Source organism: Nonomuraea sp. NPDC050328, from assembly GCF_044459405.1.
Lineage (GTDB): Bacteria > Actinomycetota > Actinomycetes > Streptosporangiales > Streptosporangiaceae > Nonomuraea.
Map to the genome: position 1 here is coordinate 87,474 of NZ_JBITIW010000004.1, position 17,925 is coordinate 105,398.

At 70.3% G+C, this 17,925-nt stretch carries 17 protein-coding genes and 1 pseudogene; 7 read left to right on the plus strand and 11 right to left on the minus strand.

Annotated elements, in window-relative coordinates; all coding sequences use genetic code 11:
* Window positions 1-215 precede the first annotated feature (215 nt).
* Genes ACIBG7_RS16555 through ACIBG7_RS16565 form a run of 3 tightly spaced genes read left to right on the plus strand, consistent with a single transcriptional unit; the run spans window position 216 to window position 2,703 of the window.
* Window positions 216-1,106 carry an ABC transporter substrate-binding protein gene (locus ACIBG7_RS16555; protein WP_357928386.1) on the plus strand — a complete coding sequence of 297 codons (891 nt, stop codon included), beginning with the start codon at window positions 216-218 and terminating at the stop codon, window positions 1,104-1,106.
* Window positions 1,103-1,963, plus strand: coding sequence for an amino acid ABC transporter permease (locus ACIBG7_RS16560; protein WP_397336749.1), 861 nt, complete (start codon window positions 1,103-1,105; stop codon window positions 1,961-1,963). Before ACIBG7_RS16555 ends, ACIBG7_RS16560 begins: the two co-directional genes overlap by 4 nt.
* Window positions 1,960-2,703, plus strand: a complete 744-nt coding sequence (locus tag ACIBG7_RS16565) for an amino acid ABC transporter ATP-binding protein (RefSeq protein ID WP_397336750.1) — start codon at window positions 1,960-1,962, stop codon at window positions 2,701-2,703. The genes ACIBG7_RS16560 and ACIBG7_RS16565 overlap by 4 nt, the downstream gene beginning before the upstream one ends.
* On the opposite strand, the gene ACIBG7_RS16570 is transcribed toward ACIBG7_RS16565, so the two are convergent.
* From ACIBG7_RS16570 to ACIBG7_RS16580, 3 genes and pseudogenes are all read right to left on the minus strand, one after another.
* The gene (locus ACIBG7_RS16570; protein WP_397336751.1) at window positions 2,700-3,611 is read right to left on the minus strand and encodes an APC family permease; all 912 of its coding nucleotides are present in this window, start codon (window positions 3,609-3,611) and stop codon (window positions 2,700-2,702) included. The genes ACIBG7_RS16565 and ACIBG7_RS16570 overlap by 4 nt on opposite strands.
* Window positions 3,612-3,687: 76 nt before the next feature.
* Window positions 3,688-4,179, minus strand: a pseudogene (locus ACIBG7_RS16575) (amino acid permease); the annotation flags it as partial.
* Window positions 4,180-4,255: 76 nt separating this feature from the next.
* Entirely contained in the window at window positions 4,256-5,548 is a 1,293-nt protein-coding gene (locus tag ACIBG7_RS16580) for an MATE family efflux transporter (RefSeq protein ID WP_397336752.1), read from the minus strand.
* Between the two features lie 266 nt (window positions 5,549-5,814).
* Between ACIBG7_RS16580 and ACIBG7_RS16585 the strand changes: the two genes are divergently transcribed.
* Complete coding sequence (locus tag ACIBG7_RS16585; protein ID WP_397336753.1) at window positions 5,815-8,442, plus strand: replicative DNA helicase; 2,628 nt, start codon at window positions 5,815-5,817, stop codon at window positions 8,440-8,442.
* 71 nt (window positions 8,443-8,513) lie between these two features.
* On the opposite strand, the gene ACIBG7_RS16590 is transcribed toward ACIBG7_RS16585, so the two are convergent.
* The 5 genes from ACIBG7_RS16590 to ACIBG7_RS16610 form a co-directional block, all read right to left on the minus strand.
* Window positions 8,514-9,134, minus strand: coding sequence for a response regulator (locus ACIBG7_RS16590; RefSeq protein WP_397336754.1), 621 nt, complete (start codon window positions 9,132-9,134; stop codon window positions 8,514-8,516).
* Window positions 9,131-10,438, minus strand: a complete 1,308-nt coding sequence (locus ACIBG7_RS16595) for a sensor histidine kinase (RefSeq protein WP_397336755.1) — start codon at window positions 10,436-10,438, stop codon at window positions 9,131-9,133. Before ACIBG7_RS16595 ends, ACIBG7_RS16590 begins: the two co-directional genes overlap by 4 nt.
* A 35-nt stretch (window positions 10,439-10,473) precedes the next feature.
* Window positions 10,474-12,291, minus strand: a complete 1,818-nt coding sequence (locus ACIBG7_RS16600) for a hypothetical protein (RefSeq protein WP_397336756.1) — start codon at window positions 12,289-12,291, stop codon at window positions 10,474-10,476.
* Window positions 12,276-13,043, minus strand: coding sequence for an ABC transporter ATP-binding protein (locus tag ACIBG7_RS16605; RefSeq protein ID WP_357928413.1), 768 nt, complete (start codon window positions 13,041-13,043; stop codon window positions 12,276-12,278). Before ACIBG7_RS16605 ends, ACIBG7_RS16600 begins: the two co-directional genes overlap by 16 nt.
* A gap of 108 nt (window positions 13,044-13,151) precedes the next feature.
* On the minus strand, window positions 13,152-14,093 hold the full coding sequence (locus ACIBG7_RS16610; protein ID WP_397336757.1) for an RNA polymerase sigma factor: 942 nt from the start codon (window positions 14,091-14,093) through the stop codon (window positions 13,152-13,154).
* 339 nt (window positions 14,094-14,432) lie between these two features.
* Here ACIBG7_RS16610 and ACIBG7_RS16615 point away from each other — a divergent pair, with 339 nt between their 5' ends.
* From ACIBG7_RS16615 to ACIBG7_RS16625, 3 genes are read left to right on the plus strand one after another with little or no spacing between them, the layout of a single operon-like run.
* On the plus strand, window positions 14,433-15,071 hold the full coding sequence (locus ACIBG7_RS16615) for a TetR family transcriptional regulator (protein WP_357928418.1): 639 nt from the start codon (window positions 14,433-14,435) through the stop codon (window positions 15,069-15,071).
* 9 nt (window positions 15,072-15,080) lie between these two features.
* Complete coding sequence (locus tag ACIBG7_RS16620) at window positions 15,081-15,767, plus strand: HAD family hydrolase (protein ID WP_397336758.1); 687 nt, start codon at window positions 15,081-15,083, stop codon at window positions 15,765-15,767.
* Window positions 15,768-15,822: 55 nt separating this feature from the next.
* Window positions 15,823-16,269, plus strand: coding sequence for a universal stress protein (locus tag ACIBG7_RS16625; protein WP_397336759.1), 447 nt, complete (start codon window positions 15,823-15,825; stop codon window positions 16,267-16,269).
* On the opposite strand, the gene soxR is transcribed toward ACIBG7_RS16625, so the two are convergent.
* The 3 genes from soxR to ACIBG7_RS16640 are packed head-to-tail and all read right to left on the minus strand — an operon-like array spanning window position 16,189 to window position 17,915.
* Window positions 16,189-16,740, minus strand: a complete 552-nt coding sequence (gene soxR, locus ACIBG7_RS16630; protein ID WP_357928427.1) for a redox-sensitive transcriptional activator SoxR — start codon at window positions 16,738-16,740, stop codon at window positions 16,189-16,191. The two genes, ACIBG7_RS16625 and soxR, sit on opposite strands and share 81 nt — an antisense overlap.
* Entirely contained in the window at window positions 16,740-17,462 is a 723-nt protein-coding gene (locus tag ACIBG7_RS16635) for a metallophosphoesterase (RefSeq protein WP_397336760.1), read from the minus strand. Before ACIBG7_RS16635 ends, soxR begins: the two co-directional genes overlap by 1 nt.
* A gap of 9 nt (window positions 17,463-17,471) precedes the next feature.
* Window positions 17,472-17,915, minus strand: coding sequence for an Lrp/AsnC family transcriptional regulator (locus ACIBG7_RS16640; protein ID WP_357928432.1), 444 nt, complete (start codon window positions 17,913-17,915; stop codon window positions 17,472-17,474).
* Window positions 17,916-17,925 lie beyond the last annotated feature (10 nt).

Below are 17,925 nucleotides of genomic sequence, written 5' to 3' on the forward strand. Positions count from 1 at the left end.
GGGCAGAGACGCCCCGGGCCCGAGGGGGAGCCCGGGGCGTCGCGCGTTTCGGCTGCCCGGTGCCGGCCGTACATCGGTCAAAAGCCCGGAAGTCCGATGTCCGTAATCGGGGGCTCCGCCGTACCGAAGGGTCAACAGCCCAGGTGGGGCCAGATTCCCGAGCGGGCTGGCGTAGAATTCCGGAGTTCCCGAAATGTCCTTCAGGAGGCTGAACCATGGCCCGTCCCTCACTGCTGATCGCAACCGGCGTGCTCGCGCTGGCGGCGGTGGCCTGTGCCCCTGCGGACAACACGGGGAGCGGCACGACGTCCGCGACCGCGACGGGGTCGGCCCCGGCGGCCGCGCCGAGCACGGCGTGCACGAAGGACCAGCTCAAGCTGATCACCCCGGGCAAGCTGACGATCGGCACCGACAAGCCCGCCTACGAGCCGTGGTTCAAGGACGACGACCCCAGCAACGGCCAGGGGTTCGAGAGCGCCGTGGCGTTCGCGGTCGCCGGTGAGCTGGGCTTCGACCGGGACGAGATCGTCTGGCAGACGGTGAAGTTCGACACCGCCTTCGCGCCCGGCCCGAAGAAGTTCGACTTCGACATCAACCAGGTCTCGATCACCCCCGAGCGCTCGGAGGCGGTGGACTTCAGCAAGGGCTACTACACCGTCAAGCAGGCCGTGGTCGCCATCAAGGGCAGCAAGTACGCCAACGTGCAGACGCTCGCCGAGCTCAAGGACGCGAAGATCGGCGTCCAGATCGGCACGACCTCGTTCGACGCGGTCGGCAAGGGCATCCAGCCGAGCAACCAGCCCAAGGTCTACAACGAGCAGATCGACGCGGTGAACGGCCTGAAGAACGGCCAGGTGGAAGCGCTGGTCGTGGACCTGCCGACCGCGTTCTACGTGACCGCGGCGCAGGTGGAGAACTCCACGATCGTCGGCCAGTTCTCCTCGACCGGCGGCACGCCGGAGGAGTTCGGCCTGGTCATGGAGAAGGGCACGGCGCTCAAGGGCTGCGTGGACAAGGCCGTCGAGGCGCTGAAGTCCAAGGGTGAGCTGGCGAAGATCGAGCAGGAGTGGCTGAGCGCTGCGGCCGGTGCTCCCGAGCTGAAGTGAGTACGGCCGGCAAGCCCGGCACGAGCTGGGTCAAGAGCGGCAAGCAGATCGAACGGGAGCGGTTGAAGCGGCAGCGCGGCATGCGCTCGGCGTCGACCGCGACCGTTTCGACGATCATCTTCCTGGTCCTGGTGGTCTGGGGGGTCACGAACTCCCCGGGCTGGCCGCGGGTCGAGGAGACGTTCTTCAACGTCGACAAGTTCGTGGCCGCGCTCCCGGACGTGCTCGACGGCTTCCTGCTGAACATCAAGATCTTCCTGATCGCCGAGCCGCTGATCCTGATCGTCGGCCTGCTGGTGGCGCTGGCCCGCGGGCTGAAGGCGCCGGTCTTCTTCCCGCTGCGCTGCCTGGCGATCGCCTACACCGACATCTTCCGCGGCATCCCGACGATCCTGCTGATCTACTTGGTCGGCTTCGGCCTGCCGGCGCTGCGGCTGCAGGGCATCCCGACGGATGAGGCGACGCTGGGCATCATCGCGCTGACCCTCTCCTACGGGGCCTATGTCGCGGAGGTCTTCAGGTCGGGCATCGACTCGATCCACCCGAGCCAGGTGAACGCCGCCCGCAGCCTCGGTCTGTCGTACGGCAAGACGATGCGCTTCGTCGTGCTGCCGCAGGCGGTGCGCCGGGTCGTCCCGCCGCTGCTGAACGACTTCGTGTCGCTCCAGAAGGACACCGCCCTGGTGGCGACGATCGGCGCGATCGAGGCGCTGCGGCAGGCGCAGATCCACACCGCCAAGTCCTTCAACTACACCCCGTACCTGGTCGCGGCGCTGCTGTTCGTCCTGCTGACGATCCCGATGGCGCGCTTCACCGACTACCTGGCGGCTCGATCGCAGAGGCGGCGCGGAGCATGAGTGTCCTGAAGATCGAGGGGCTGCGGAAGAGCTTCCACGGCCACGACGTGCTCAAGGGCATCGACCTGGAGGTGCGCTCGCACGAGGTGGTCTGCCTGATCGGCGCGTCGGGCTCGGGCAAGTCGACGCTCCTGCGCTGCGTGAACCTGCTGGAGGAGGTGGACGACGGCGCGATCTACCTGGAGGGCAAGGAGATCACCGACCCACGGGTGAACGTGGACGACGTCCGCAAGCGGCTGGGCATCGTCTTCCAGGCCTACAACCTTTTCCCGCACATGACCGTGCTCGACAACATCACGCTGGCGCCGCGCCAGGTGCACAAGGTGACGCGCAAGGCGGCCGAGGAGCAGGCCCGGACTCTGCTCGCGCGCTTCGGGCTGGAGGGCAAGGCGGACGCCTACCCCGACCAGCTCTCCGGCGGGCAGCAGCAGCGGGTGGCGGTCGTCCGGGCGATGGCCACGCAGCCGACGCTGTTGCTGCTGGACGAGATCACCTCGGCGCTCGACCCGGAGCTGGTGGTCGAGGTGCTCGGGGTGATCAGGGAGCTCAAGGCGACGGGCATGACCATGGTCATGACCACGCACGAGATGAGCTTCTGCCGGGAGATCGCGGACACGGTCTGCTTCCTCGACAACGGCGTGCTGGTGGAGAAGGGGGCGCCGGAGCAGATCTTCACCGATCCCGAGCAGCCTCGCACCCGTGAGTTCCTGCGCAGCGTGCTGGAGTCGGGGCGGTTCTAGCGGCGGTGCCTGCCCCGGCCCGTTGCCGCGCGCGGGGTCGCCAGGAGGCTGTGGCGCCTGCCGTACAGGAGGTAGACCACGAGTCCGAACGCCATCCACACCGCGAAGGACACCCAGGTCGCGACCTTGAGGTTCACCATGAGCCACAGGATCGCCAGCAACGACAGGATCGGCACCCAGGGGTGCAGCGGGGCGCGGAAGTCGCCCGACAGGTCCGGACGGCTCCGCCGGATGACCAGCACCCCGGCGGAGACCGCCAGGAACGCGCACAGGGTGCCCATCACGACCAGCTCCTCCAGCGCGGGCAGCGGGGCGAAGAGGGCGAGGCCGATGGCGATGAGCCCGATGAGCGCGGTGATCCGGGCGGGGGAGCGGTAGCGGCTGAGCCCGGCCAGGCGGCGGGGGAGCAGGCCGTCGCGGGCCATGGAGAACAGCACGCGGGTCTGCCCGACGATCAGCACGAGGATGACCGTGGTCAGTCCGAGCACCGCGCCGACGTTGACCACGTGGACCATCCAGCCCGCGCCGGCCTGCCGGAAGCCGCTGGGCAGGGGCGCGTCGACCGAGATGGCGGTGTGCGGGACCATGCCGACCATGACCAGGGCGACGCCGATGTAGATGAGCGTCGCGACGACCAGGCTGCGGATCATGCCCTGCGGGATGGTGCGCGGCGCGTCGGCGGCCTCCTCGGCGGCGGTGGCGACGATGTCGAAGCCGATGTAGGCGAAGGCGATCGCGGGCGCCGCGGCGAAGACGCCGACCCAGCCGAAGGTCGTGCTCGTGCCGAGGACGAAGTCGATGATCGTGTCCGGCGGCGCGGAGGACGGCTTGGGATCGACCACGAAATCGCCCAGGTTGGCCGGGTCGAAGTTCAGGAAGCCGACCACGATGACCGCGCCGATGGCCACCAGCTTGGCGGTGACTGATCCACAGGGCCCGCAGCCCGATCCGGGTGCCGAGGATGACCAGCGCGGACAGAGCCAGCAGGATGCCGACCGTCAGCACTTTGGAGGTCACCGCGGGCGCGGGCACGCTCAGCCCGAGATCGGTGACCGCGCGCACCGCGAACGACGACCAGATGTCGGCGACCACCGCGGCGGCGAGCTGCATCTCCAGCACCAGCGCCCAGCCGATGATCCACGCCCACACCTCGCCGAAGACGACGTAGGTGATCGTGTAGGCGCTGCCGGAGGAGGGGATGGCCGAGGCCATCTCGGCGAAGCAGAGGCAGGCCAGCATGCACGCGATGCCGGCGATCATGAAGGAGAGGATCACGCCCGGCCCGGCGGTGGTGGCCGCCTGGCGGCCGGCGATGCTGAAGATGCCGGCGCCGATCATCACGCCCAGGCCGAGCACGACGAGATCACTGGGACGGTAGGCCTCGTCGAGGCGGTGCCGGGCGCCGGTGCGTAACCCGGTCACCTCACCGGGCGGCAGCCGACGCAGGATCGTGGTCACGACACACCACCCGCCCATCGGCACGCACGCCTAGCTGAAGCCTCGTTTCATGGACAGTGCCTTACCACTCGGCCAACTAGCAAGCACGGCAGGGTTACGCCCCCGTAACCAGCCAGGCGCGGCCGCGGGCGCGGGTCCCCAGGGCCACCAGCCGGGCGAGCATCCACACGCCCAGCGCGCACCACAGGACCACCAGGCTGCCGCTCCACGCCGCCACCGCGGCGGCCGGCAGGTAGGCGATCGTGTTCCAGACGCCGGCCCATGCCAGGTAGCGCTGATCGCCCGCGCCGATGAGCACGCCGTCCAGCACGAACACCACGCCGCAGAGCGGCTGGAAGAGCACCACCGGCCACAGTACGGCCAGCAGCTCGGCCGTGACCTGGGCGTCCGCCGCGAACAGACCGGGCAGCAGCGGGCGTACGGCAAGCACGAGCAGCCCGAGCACCGCCCCCGACCACACGCCCCACACCACCATGCGCCTGGTCGCCGCCCTGGTCTCGGCGACGTCCCCGGCGCCCAGGCTGCGGCCGGTGATGGCCTGCCCGGCGATCGCGATGGCGTCCAGCGCGAAGGCCAGCAACGACCAGATCTGCGAGGCGATGGCGAACGCGGCCAGCTCGGGACGGCCCATCCGGGTGGCGACGACCGTGGCGACCAGGAGCACGATGCGCAGGCAGATGGTACGGACGAGCAACGCCAGCCCGGCCGAGCCTGCGGCCTTGATGCCCCGCAGGTCCGGCAGCCACGTCGGCGCGCGGCGCAGCACCACCACGAGGTACACCGCCGCGCCCAGCGTCTGGGCGATCACCGTGCCCCAGGCCGAGCCGGCGATCCCCCAGTCCATCCACAGGACGAACCAGGCATTCAGCACAGCGTTCAGCACGAACGAGCCGATCGCCACCACCAGCGGGGTCACCGTGTCCTGCAGCCCGCGCAACACGCCCGTGCCGGCCAGGACCACCAGCATGCCCGGGGTGCCGAGCAGGCTGATCCGCAGGTAGGTGACGGCCATGGCGGTCTGGTCCGGCGCGGCGCCGAACAGCTCCACGATCGCCGGGGCCAGCGGCCAGCCCAGCGCGATCAGCGCCACGCCGATCCCGATCGCCAGCCACAGCCCGTCCACCCCGCTGCGCATCGCCCGGTCCAGGTGGCCCGCGCCGGTCAGCCGGGCCACCGAGGCCGTCGTGCCGTAGGCCAGGAACACGCACAGGTTGACCACCGTGGTCAGCACCGCGCCCGCGACGCCCAGCGCGCCCACCGCCGTCGTGCCCAGCCCATGGCCGACGATGGCGTAGTCGGCGATGAGGAAGAGCGGCTCGGCGACCAGGGCGCCGAAGGCCGGTACGGCAAGCCGCAGGATCTCGCGGTCCCTGGCTGTAATGGGCATAGGACTAGTATGGCCCTTACTCGGCGTGTCGGTTCAACTTTCTTTCCTCCACAGGGAGTGGATAGTATCTGCCCTGGTCACATCGGTGCTGTGGATGATCGGCCGGAGTTATCCCCAGGACGTTCCACAGCCCGTCCCCACCCCCTGCACAGCTTGACCACAGCCTTGTCCACAGGTCGCGTTGCCGATTGCCTCAGGTGCCGCGAAACTGTCACTCGCGCTGCTTAGAGTGCTATCGAGAGTTTGTTCGAAAGGGGGTCGATCTCGTGGACGAGGAACCGTCCGGCCCCTCCTTCGAGCGCACCCCGCCGCACAACATCGAGGCCGAGCAGTCGGTGCTCGGCGGCATGCTGCTGTCCAAGGACGCCATCGCCGACGTCATCGAGCTCATCCGGGGCGACGACTTCTACCGGCCCGCCCACCAGATGATCTACGACGTCATCACCGACCTCTACGGCCGCGGCGAGCCCGCCGACGCCGTCACCGTCTTCGACGAGCTGCAGAAGCGCGGCGAGATGGCCCGCGTCGGCGGCGCCGCCTACCTCCACACCCTCACCGCCGTCGTCCCCACCGCCGCCAACGCCGGCTTCTACGCCCGTATCGTCCGCGAGCAGGCCATCCTCCGCCGCCTCATCGAGGCCGGCACCCGTATCGTCTCCTTCGGGTACGGCGGGCAGAACGAGGAGGTCGACGACCTCGTCGACCGGGCCCAGGGCGAGATCTACAAGGTCACCGAGCGCCGTACCTCCGAGGACTACATCCCCCTCGCCGAGATCATGCCCGGCGCTCTGGACGAACTCGAGGCCATCGGCAGCCGTAGCGGCCAGATGGTCGGCGTCCCGACCGGCTTCCAGGACCTCGACCAGCTCACCAACGGCCTCCACCCGGGCCAGATGATCGTCGTCGCCGCCCGCCCCGCCATGGGTAAGAGCACCCTGGGACTGGATTTCGCCCGCTCTGCGGCCATTCGCCATGGGATGACCACGGTCATCTTCTCCCTGGAAATGTCGCGCAACGAGATCACCATGCGTCTGCTCTCGGCCGAGGCCCGGGTGGCGCTGCACTCGATGCGGTCCGGCACGATGACCGACGACGACTGGACCAGGCTGGCCCGGCGGATGAGCGAGGTCGCCGAGGCGCCGCTGTTCATCGACGACTCGCCCAACATGTCGATGATGGAGATCCGCGCCAAGTGCCGCCGTCTCAAGCAGCGGCACGACCTGCGCTTCGTGGTCATCGACTACCTCCAGCTGATGAGCTCGCCGAAGAAGACCGAGAGCCGCCAGAACGAGGTCTCCGAGATCTCCCGGTCGATCAAGCTGCTGGCCAAGGAGCTCGAGGTCCCGGTGATCGCGATGTCGCAGCTCAACCGTGGTCCGGAGCAGCGAGCCGACAAGCGCCCGGCGGTGAGCGACCTGCGTGAGTCGGGCTGCCTGACGGCCGGCACGCGGATCATGCGGGCCGACACCGGTGCTGAGGTCACGCTGGGCGAACTGCTGGAGGCAGGCGCGCGGGACGTCCCGGTGTGGTCGCTGGACGAGCGGCTCAAGCTGGTGCCGCGCACGATGACGCACGTCTTCCCGAGCGGGGTCAAGCAGGTCTACCGGGTTCGCCTGCGGTCGGGTCGCGAGGTGGAGGCGACGGCCAACCATCCGTTCCTGACCTATGACGGCTGGCGGGCGATCGGCGATCTCGTGGCGGGCACTCGGGTCGCCGTGCCCCGGCACGTGCCACCGCCGCTTGAGCTGAAGTCCTGGGACGAGGATGAGCTGGTCTTGCTGGCGCATCTGATCGGGGACGGGTCCTTCGTGCGGCGGCAGCCGATCCGGTACGCGAGCACCGATGAGGCCAATCTCAGGGCGGTGACCGAGGCGGCGGCCCGGCGCTTCGGGATCACGGCGGTCCGCGACGAGCACGAGGCGGCGCGGTGCACGTCGCTGCGGTTGCCCGCGCCCTTCCGTCTGACGCACGGCCGGCGCGACCCGGTGGCGGCCTGGCTCGACGGGCTGGGCCTGTTCGGGCTCAGGAGCCACGAGAAGTTCCTGCCCGAGGGCCTCTTCGCCCTCCCCAAGCTCCAGGCGGCGAGCTTCCTGCGGCACCTGTGGGCGACCGATGGGTGCGTCTGGTGGGACGAGAAGCAGGGCCAGGCCCGCATCTACTACGCCTCGACCAGCCGGCGTCTCATCGATGACGTGGCGCGCCTCCTGCTGCGCTTCAACGTGATGACCCGGGTGAAGGTGGTCCGCAAGGGCGAACACCGGCCCGGGTACCAGCTCGTCATCGCCGGGGCGGAGAACCAGCTCCGCTTCCTCGACGACATCGGCGTGTTCGGCGGACGGGGCGAGATGGCCCGGCTGTGCGCCGACCGGCTGCGTGGCGTGACCCCGAACACGAATGTCGACACGATCCCCACGGAAGTGTGGGACCGGGTGCGCGGGGTGTTGTCGCAGCGGGAGATGACGCAGCGGGAGTTCTCCGCGGCGATGAACGTCCAGCACAGCGGGTCGGCGGTGTGGAAGCGCGCGCCGAGCCGGGAGCGAGTCGGCCGGATCGCGCAGGTGCTCGACGCCTCCGACCTGGAACTGCTCGCCACCAATGACGTGTTCTGGGACGAGGTCGACAGCGTCGAGCCGTTGGGAGAGCAGCCGGTCTACGACGCGACCGTGCTCGGCACCCACAACTTCGTGGCCAACGGCATCTCGGTCCACAACAGCATCGAGCAGGACGCGGACATGGTCATCCTGTTGCACCGGGAGGACGCCTACGAGCGGGAGTCGCCGCGGGCGGGTGAGGCGGACCTGATCGTGGCCAAGCACCGTAACGGTCCGACCGCGACGGTGACGGTGGCCTTCCAGGGTCACTACAGCCGGTTCGTGGACATGGCCCAGCACTGACCCAGGCATACGCGCCCTTCCACTGGACCCCAGGCAGAGGCCAGGTTCAGGACTGGCCTCCGGCGGAACGCTCAGGTGAGGAGGCCTCGGCGGTAGCCTTCGCCGACGGCGGCGGCGCGGTCGCGGACGCCGAGTTTGTCGTAGATGTGGAGCAGGTGGGTCTTGATGCTGGCCTCGCTGATGAAGAGCTTGGCGGCGGCCTGGCGGTTGGAGGCGCCGTCGGCGACCAGGGAGAGGACCTGGAGTTCGCGGTCGGTGAGGGCGACCTTGGCGGGTTTGCGGACCTGGCCCATGAGGCGGCCGGCGACGGAGGGGGACAGGACCGGTTCGCCGGCGGCGGCGGCGCGGACGGCGCGGAGGAGTTCGTCGGTGGGGGCGTCCTTGAGGAGGTAGCCGGTGGCGCCGGCCTCGATGGCGGGCAGGACGTCGGAGTCGCCGTCGAAGGTGGTCAGGACGAGGGTCTTGATGTGCGGGTGGGAGCGGCGCAGCGCGGTGATGGCGGTGACGCCGTCCATCTCCGGCATGCGGAGGTCCATGAGGACGATGTCGACCTGGAGGGCGGCGGCGCGGTCGAGGCCCTCACGGCCGTTGGCTGCTTCGCCGGCGACCTCTAGGTCGGGTTCGGCTTCGAAGACGGCGCGCAGGCCGTCGCGGACGATGGGGTGGTCGTCGACGATGAGGAGGCGGATCACTGGGGGTTTCCTTCGAGGGCGGGGACGGTGTCTCCTGCGGGGACGGTGTCTCCTGCAAGGACGGCGTCTTCTCCGGGGGTGGGGGTACCCCTGTGAGCGGGGGTGCTTTGGAGGGCGGGGACGGTGGCGCTGACGGCGGTGCCTTCGCCGGGCGTGCTCTCGATCTCAAGGGAGCCGCCGACGCCACGCAGCCGCTGCCGCATGCTGCTGAGGCCGAAGCCCTTGCCGTCGTGGGTGTCCTGGATGCCGATGCCGTCGTCGCGGATGTCGAGGAGGACGAGGGTGCCGGTGTAGGAGAGGGTCAGGCCGGCCCGGGTGGCGCCGGCGTGCTTGGCGACGTTGGCCAGGGCTTCCTGGGCGACACGGAAGAGGGTGACCTCGATGGCGGGGCTGAGCGGGACCCGGTCGCCGGTCACCTCGACGTGCAGGTCCACGCCGGTGGTCTGCGACCAGTTACGGGCCAGGGTGGTCATGGCGTCGGGCAGGTGGGCGTTCTCCAACTGGTGGGGCTGGAGGGCGGCGACGGAGCGGCGGGCTTCGGTGAGGCTGTCGCGGGCGAGGTTCAGGGCGAGCTCGACGTGGGTGTCGGCGTTCTCGACGCGCTGGGCGGCACGGAGCTGGGTGATGATGCCGGTGAGGCCCTGGGCGAGGGTGTCGTGGATCTCGCGGGCCATGCGCTGGCGTTCGTCGAGGATGCCGGCCTGATGCGCCTGGGTGAGGAGCTGGGCGTGCAGGTCGGCGTTCTCCTCCAGGGCGGTCTGGAGGTCGGTGACCGCTTTCCGGTACTTGCGCTGCCGGTCCTCGATGCGGATGCCGGCGATGGCGCCGCCGCCGATGGCGACGGTCTGGACGGCGACGATCGCCAGGTGGAAGGCGATGAGCTGGACAGTGGCCTGGGACCAGTCGAGGGTCGAGCCGTACACGATGCAGGAGGTGGCGGCGACGGCGGCGAAGGTCCACTTGGAGGGGGCGAAGTTCGCGGCGAGGAAGAAGCCGGAGATGCAGTAGATGACGAAGATCGGGTCGTGGAAGGACAGCAGGGCGGCGGTCGCCAGGACGCCGGCGAAGTGAACGCTGACGAAGGCCCGGCGCCCGCGCACCTCGGCGGGTACGAGGAGGCGGGCGCCGAGGATCCAGGCGAGGGCCAGGGCGGTGAAGGCCAGCGTACGGAGCACCCCGCCGGTCGGCTGGTCGGGCGTGGCCAGGCTGATGGCCAGGGAGGCGGCGAGGGTGACGAAGGGGACGATCTCCACGAGCCGCTCGAAGCGTCGTTCCCACTGGGAAGGGGGGAAGGGATCGTTCATCGGGGGCTACCCCTCCTGTCAGGTATGGACGGGTTTCACCTGGTCGCAGCAGTTGAGGAGGAGTTTAGGCGGATGGGGAGAAGGATGGCATAGCCGTACATGAGCAGTCCCAGAGCGATCATGAAGATGATGGTGGGCCACTGCCAGATCGGCGGGAGGTGCAGCGCGAGGAACCACACGGGCTCCTCGACACCGAAGATCTTCATGAACATCGGCACGAGCCCCTGCGGGAACAGCGGGAGCCAGGCGATGGCGTAGCAGAACGTGACGCCGATGCGGTGCACGAGCGGCAGCTCGGCGGTGGCGGACTCGGCCGGCTGGGGCGGCGGGCCGTACTTCATCAGGTTGAGCAGCTCGATCCCGCGCTTCTCCAGCCGGCGGTAGGCGATCCTGCCGAGGCCCCAGGCGCTGAGCGCGCCGGTCAGCAGGCCGGTGGCGACGCCGGCCCAGGGGTCGAGGAGGATGGCGCCGGCCGCGGGCAGGGCGGTGGCGGGGACGGCGAAGAGCACGAGCCAGGCGAGGCTGGTCTCGGCGGTCTCGTCGGCGCCGGTGCTGAGCGGGTTGCCGCCGCGCTTGTGCGGGTCGGTGCCGGGGACCAGCGAGGTGACGGCGAGCAGGACGATGACGCCGGCGCCGCCGCCGAGCAGGGCGGGGAGCAGGCCGAGCACCCACGGCCAGGCCCAGGTCTCCCCGCTGACGAGGGTGCCGGCCAGGGACAGGACGACTGCGGCCGGGCCGATGACGAGCAGCCAGGCCAGTTGCCGCCCGCGGACGTCGGCGCGTTCGGCGCCGGGTGTCATGAGGGTGAGCCAGAGGGCGGTGCCGTCGCTGCCGTAGAGGTTGGCCGAGCTGGCGGCGGCCATCACGATCGCGATGAGCCCGATGAAGGGGACCATGATCCAGGCGTCGATGGTGACCAGCAGCAGCGGGGTGATCAGGGCGTAGGAGAAGGCGGTGGCGAGGAGCTGGATGCGGACGAGGTCGCGCCACCAGGCGCGCAGTTCCTTGGCGGCGGTGATGCGGGCGCCGCTGGTGGTGGCCGGAAGGGGCCGGGGTGCGCCGCGGCGGGGCGGGACGCCGCCTCGGGCGGAGGAGACGACGCGGCGCGCCAGCAGGGCGGACCAGGCGGCCAGCAGCAGGGCGATCACGACGACGCCGCCGACGAGGATGGCGAGCGCGACGGGCCAGGAGGCCTCGATCGCGGCCACGCCCCAGCCGGAGGGCAGGGCGCGCAGGAGGCGCTGGATCCAGCTGTCGGAGCCGCCGAGGGCGATGACGAGGGCCCAGCCGTTGCTGCACAGGGCGATGGCGGTGCCGACCACGATGCCGACGGCGGCCGCGGTGGCGCGGGAGCGGACGAACAGTCCGATGAGCGCGATGATGACGCGGGAGAGCATGATCATCGTGACGAGGGTGGTGACGGCCGCGACCAGGCCGATGAGCACGCCGGTGGGGCCGTAGCGCCAGCCGTACACGGGGAGTGAGAGCAGGGCGAGGAGGTTGACCGCGGGGGCGGGGCCGGCGAAGGCGCCGGCGAGCAGGGCCGCCGCGATCCGGCGCGGCGGGGCCGGGAGCATGGAGAAGTACTCGGGGCGCAGGGACTCGTTGCCGCCGCCGATGAGGATGGGGCCGAAGATCCAGCCGGAGAGCCAGGCGGCGAGGGTGAGGGGCAGGTGGGCGGGCCACAGGACGGCGACGGCGATCGTGCCGATGGCCAGGGCCAGCCCGACCGTGACGCCGGTGTAGAGGTTGGTGGCGTTGTCGCCGCGCAGGGTGTTGCGCATGAGGGTGAGCCGCAGCCGGATCATGTGCTGGGCCAGGGCGGCCGGGCGGGGGGTCAGGAGGTGAGCCATGCCAGCCCCTCCGTTCCGCCGGTGCGGGCGCCGACGAGTTCGACGAAGGCGTCTTCCAGGGTTCCGGAGCCGCGGACCTCGTCCAGGGGGCCGGCGGCCATGACGCGGCCGTCGGAGATGACGCCGACGTGGTCGCAGAGCTGTTCGACGAGGGCCATGACGTGGCTGGAGATGATCACCGAGCCGCCGTTGGCGGTGAACCGGCGCAGGATGGCCCGGATCGTGGCGGCGGAGACGGGGTCGACGGCCTCGAAGGGCTCGTCCAGGACGAGCAGGCGGGGCGCGTGCAGCAGGGCCACGGCCAGGCCGATCTTCTTGCGCATGCCGGTGGAGTACTCGATGACCAGGGTGCGCTCGGCGGAGTCGAGTTCGAGGACCTGGAGGAGTTCGTCGGTGCGCTCGGCGACGACGGCGGGGTCCATGCCGCGCAGCAGGCCGAGGTAGGTGAGGACCTCGCGGCCGGTGAGCCGTTCGGGCATGGAGTTGCCGTCGGGCAGCACGCCGATCAGGCCCTTGGCCTGGACGGTGTCGCGCCAGACGTCGACGCCGAAGATCTCGGCGCTGCCGGCGTCGGGGCGCAGCAGGCCGACGGCCATGGCCAGGGTGGTGGTCTTGCCGGCGCCGTTGGGGCCGACCAGGCCGTAGAAGGATCCGGCGGGGACGGTGAGGTCGAGGTCGGCGACGGCCACGTGGTCGCCGAAGACCTTGCGCAGTCCGGCGGTGCGGAGGGCGGGCTCCCGGTTGGTTGGCATGCCTTGAGCATCGCGCCGGGACGAAGGGTGGCGGATCGTCCGGACAGTGAGCTGGGTGGTGGATTCCGGCATCAACCGATCGGTTGATGCCGGAACCCACGCAGCCCGTCAGGCCAGGTAGTCCTGAAGCGTGATCGACCGGCTGGGGTGGCGGAGCTTGCTCATCGTCTTCGCCTCGATCTGCCGGATCCGCTCCCGCGTCACGCCGTACACCCGTCCGATCTCGTCCAGCGTCTTGGGCTGGCCGTCGGCCAGGCCGAAGCGCAGGGCGATGACGCCCGCCTCGCGCTCGGTGAGCCCGGCGAGGACCTCCCGCAGCTCCTCGCGGAGCAGGTCGTGCCCGATCACCTCGCTGGGGTCGCCGGCCTCGGCGTCCTCGATGAGGTCGCCGAGCTCCGTCTCGCCCTCGTCGCCGATCTGCACGCTCAGCGAGATCGGCTCTCGGGCGTAGCTCTTGATCTCCTTGACCCGCTCGGCGGTGAGCTCGGTCTGAAGGGCGATCTCCTCGTTGGAGGGCTCGCGGCCGAGCGAGTGGAACAGGTCGCGCTGCGCCCGGTTGACCTTGTTGATCAGCTCAGTCATGTGCACCGGGATGCGGATCGTGCGGGACTGGTCGGCCAGGGCGCGGCCGATCGCCTGCTTGATCCACCAGGTGGCGTAGGTGGAGAACTTCAGCCCGAGCTTGTGGTCGAACTTCTCCACCGCCCGCATCAGCCCGAGGTTGCCCTCCTGGATCAGGTCCAGCATGGGCAGGCCGCGTCCGGTCTGGCGCTTGGCGATCGAGACGACCAGGCGCAGGTTGGCCTCGATCATCTGGTCCTTGGCCAGCCGGCCGTCGGCGGCGATCCACTCGAGGTCGGCGCGGTCCTGGGCCGGGAGGCCGGCGGACTCGCGGTCGAGGCGGTCCTGGGCGAACAGGCCGGCCTCGATGCGCTCGCCGAGCGCCACTTCCTGCTGGGCGTCGAGCAGCCGGATCTTGCCGATCTGCTTGAGGTAGTCCTTGACCGGGTCGGCGGTCGCGGTCGGGGTCGCGGTGGTGGTGGCTGCCATGGGGACCTCCCGAAGGTGAGCGGACGTGCGGCGGGCGGCGGTGGTGCGGGAAACGGTCAGGTCGGCTCCTGGCTGGAGGTGGGCCGGGTCAGTAGGCGGCGCGGCGCGGGACTGCGGCGGTGCGGCGCGGGAGGTGGGGCCGTGGTGCGGGGCTCTGGTCAAGAGCCGGTACGGCGGAGCGGCGCGGCAACCGTGGCGTGTGCAGGCGAGCGGTGGCGTCGGTGATGGTGTCCGGAAGTTTGATCCGAATCGACTCTGGCATACAGCGCCTTCCATTGAGCGAAACTTGCGACGATGGTAAGATTACGACCGAAGCATCGGATCGTCAAGAGGAAATTTATGTCCGACGTAAAAATGCTCGGCCTGCGTGAGCTGAAGAAGCGCGAGACCCGCCAGGAGATCTCCGACAAGGCCACCCGCCTCTTCATCGACCAGGGCTTCGAGCAGACGACGATCGCCGAGATCGCCGAGGCGGCGCGGGTGGCCAAGAAGACGGTCACGAACTACTTCGCCCGCAAGGAGGACCTGGCCTTCGACCACCACGAGCAGTTCGTGGCCACGCTGGCGGCCATCGTCGCCGAGCGCGCGCCCGGCGAGTCGGCGCTGGCCGCGCTCAGGCGGGTCTTCCTGGAGGCGGCCGAGCGGCAGGATCCCATGCTCGGCTTCACCCGCGACGGCTTCGCGCGGATGATCGTGGACTCGCCGACGCTGGTGGCCCGGCTGCGGGAGCTGATGGAGCAGCGAGAGGAGGCCCTCGCCCGGCTGCTGGCCGCCGAGACGGGCGACGCGGAGGGCACGGTGTCCCGGCTGGTGGCGGTGCAACTGGCCGCTCCCTACCGGGTGCTGCTGCAGCGCATCATGGAGCTGACCCTGGAAGGGGTGGACAACGCGCGCATCGCCGAGGTCGTCGGGGCGGCGGCGCGGGAGGTGTTCGAGCTGATGGAGCCCTCGCTCGGGAGCTACGCGGTCAGGTCCTAGGGTGGCCGCGTGACGATTCGCGGCATGCTCTTCGACATCGACGACACGCTCTTCGACTACACCAGCTCCGAGCACTCGGCCGTCGTCGGCCATCTGACCGCCGAAGGCCTGCTGGGGCGTTTCCCCTCGCCGGAGGCGGCGGTGGCCAGGTGGCGGGACATCATGGAGGAGGAGTACGCGCGGTTCCTCGCCGGCGAGGTCACCTTCAAGGAGCAGCAGCGCCTCCGCACCGCGCGCTTCCTGGGCGAGCTCGGGATCGAGGCCGAGGATCCGGACGCGTGGTTCGCCGGGTACGCGGCCCGGCGCAACGAGAAGTGGTCCGCCTTCCCCGACGCGGCCCCGGCGCTCGAGGCGCTGGCCGGGCGCTACCGGCTGGGCCTGATCTCCAACTCCTCCATCGAGCACCAGCGCGGCAAGCTCAGCGCGATCGGGCTGAGCGGGTTCTTCGAGGAGAGCGTGATTCTCTGCTCGCACGAGTACGGCTGCGCCAAGCCGGACCCGCGCATCTTCGTAGCCGGGTGCGAGCTGCTGGGGATGGAGCCGGGCGAAGTGGCCTACGTGGGGGACAAGTACGACGTCGACGCCCTGGGCGCCAAGGCGGCCGGCCTGCGCGCCTACTGGCTGGACCGCAAGGCCGGCGGGACGCACGTCGAAGAGGGGATCACGGTGATCACCTCGCTGGCCGAGCTCGTGTGACCCATCAGACAGCCCGCCGGGAAACAAACGTGATCGTCGCGGTGCTCCACCAGATATGAGTATTTTGATCGCATATGACGGTTCTGAAGACGCCAAGGCGGCCATCGAGTACGCGGCCAAGCACCTGAAGCCCGAGCCGGTGGTCGTCCTGTCGGTGTGGGAACCCTTGCTGGTCCAGTTGCGGCACTACCCGGCCGCGGGCGCCGCGTTGCTGGCCGCCGATCCGTCGGCCGAGTCGCAGGCCGCGGCCGAGCACAACGCCGCCGAGGGCGCTGAGCTGGCCAAGCAGGCGGGGCTGACCGAGGTGAGCGCCCGGGCGGTGGCCGACACCGAGTCGATCTGGCGCACCATCCTGGACACCGCCGACGACATCGACGCCTCGGTGATCGTGACCGGGTCGCGTGGACTCAACGGGGTGGCGTCAGTGTTGCTCGGCAGTGTCTCCAACCACGTGCTCCACCACGCACGACGCCCGATCATGGTCGTCCCCAGGAAGGGCTGACCCGGCGGGGGGATTGAGCCGGGTGTCCAGCCTGCGGGCGCCCGGCCCCTGGTCGCCGAGCCGGTCGAACGGGTTGGCCAGGGCGCAGCGGTCGAGGGACAGGCAGCCGCAGCCGATGCAGTCGGTGAGGTCGTCGCGCAGCCGCTGGAGCTGCTCGATGCGGTCGTCGAGCTCGGTGCGCCAGGCGGCCGACAGGCGGGCCCAGTCGCCGCGCGTGGGGGTGCGCCCGTCCGGCAGGGTCGCCAGGGCGTCCTTGATGGTGTTGAGCGGGATGCCGAGGCGTTGCGCGAGCCGTACGAACGCCACCCGGCGCAGCGTGTCGCGGTGGTAGCGGCGCTGGTTGCCGGCGGTCCGCCGGCTGGTGATGAGCCCCTTGGACTCGTAGAAGTGCAGCGCAGAGACGGCGATGCCGCTGCGTTCGGCGAGCTGGCCGACGCTCAGCTCCTTGCTGTTCCACGGGACCTGGGACATCACAGCACCGGCCGGAAGTGGGTGACCAGGCGCCCGCCCTCGAAGACGTGCAGGGCGTAGGCGGGCGGGAGGTCGTAGGAGACCGGGACGCGCCCGCTGGTCTCGACCGGGGTGAGGCCGGTGGACAGCACGCCCGGCGCGACGATCACGGGGAGCCCGGCTAGCGTGCCGGAAGCGCTGGTGTGCGCGTGCCCGGTAAGCACGCCGGCCACGTTGGCGTGCCGGACCAGCAGGGCTTCGAGCCGCTCCACTGCCTGGAGCATGATCGAGTCGACGTACGGCACGCCCAGCTTGATCGGCGGGTGGTGGAAGCCGACGAAGGCCGGCAGGTCGGGGCGCTCGCCGAGCACCTCGTCGAGCCAGGCGAGGGCCTCGTCGCCGAGGTAGCCGTCGTCGCGGCCGGGCAGGCTGGAGTCGGCCAGCGCGATGGTCAGGTCCGGCAGCCGCAGCGCCTGGTTGACCGGGCCCAGCGCGGCGGTGAAAGCCTCCGGGTTCTGGTCGTGGTTGCCGGGGCAGACGATCACCGGCACGTCGCTCTTGAGCAGCGCGCGGGCGATCTCGTACTCCTCCGGCAGGGCGTGGTCGGCGATGTCGCCGGTGACCAGGATGGCGTCGAGCCGGCCGGGCAGCTCGTTGAGGTGGCGCAGCACCCGTTCGGTCCGCGGGACGCTCTGGTCGGTGGCGCCGATGTGGATGTCGCTGATGTGCGCGAATACGGCCATCTCAGGAGTCTAGAGCGGCGGGACGTGGACGCCGCGTTCGAAGAAGCTCTCCAGCACCACGATGGTCTGCGTGCTGGACACGCCCTCGACCTCGAACAGCCGCCTGAGCACCTGCTGCAGTTCGGCGGTGCTCGCCGTACGGACCTTGGCCAGCAGGGAGGCCGGCCCGGCGATGACGTGCGCCTCCTCGACCTCCGGGATCGCGCGCAGGGCGTCGGCCGTCCCGCCCATCCAGGTGTTCCCCTCGATCAGCACGTAGGCGAGCACGCCGCGCCCGGCGGCGGCCGGGTCGACCTCGACGGTGGTCCGCCGGATCACCCCGCGCTCGCGGAGTTTGCGCACCCGCTCGTGTGCCGCGGCCCCGGACAGGCCCACCGCGGCGCCGAGCGAGGCGTAGGAGCGGGTGGCGTCCTCCTGCAAGAGGCCTATCAGCGTTCGGTCGATCTCGTCCATTGCCATATGC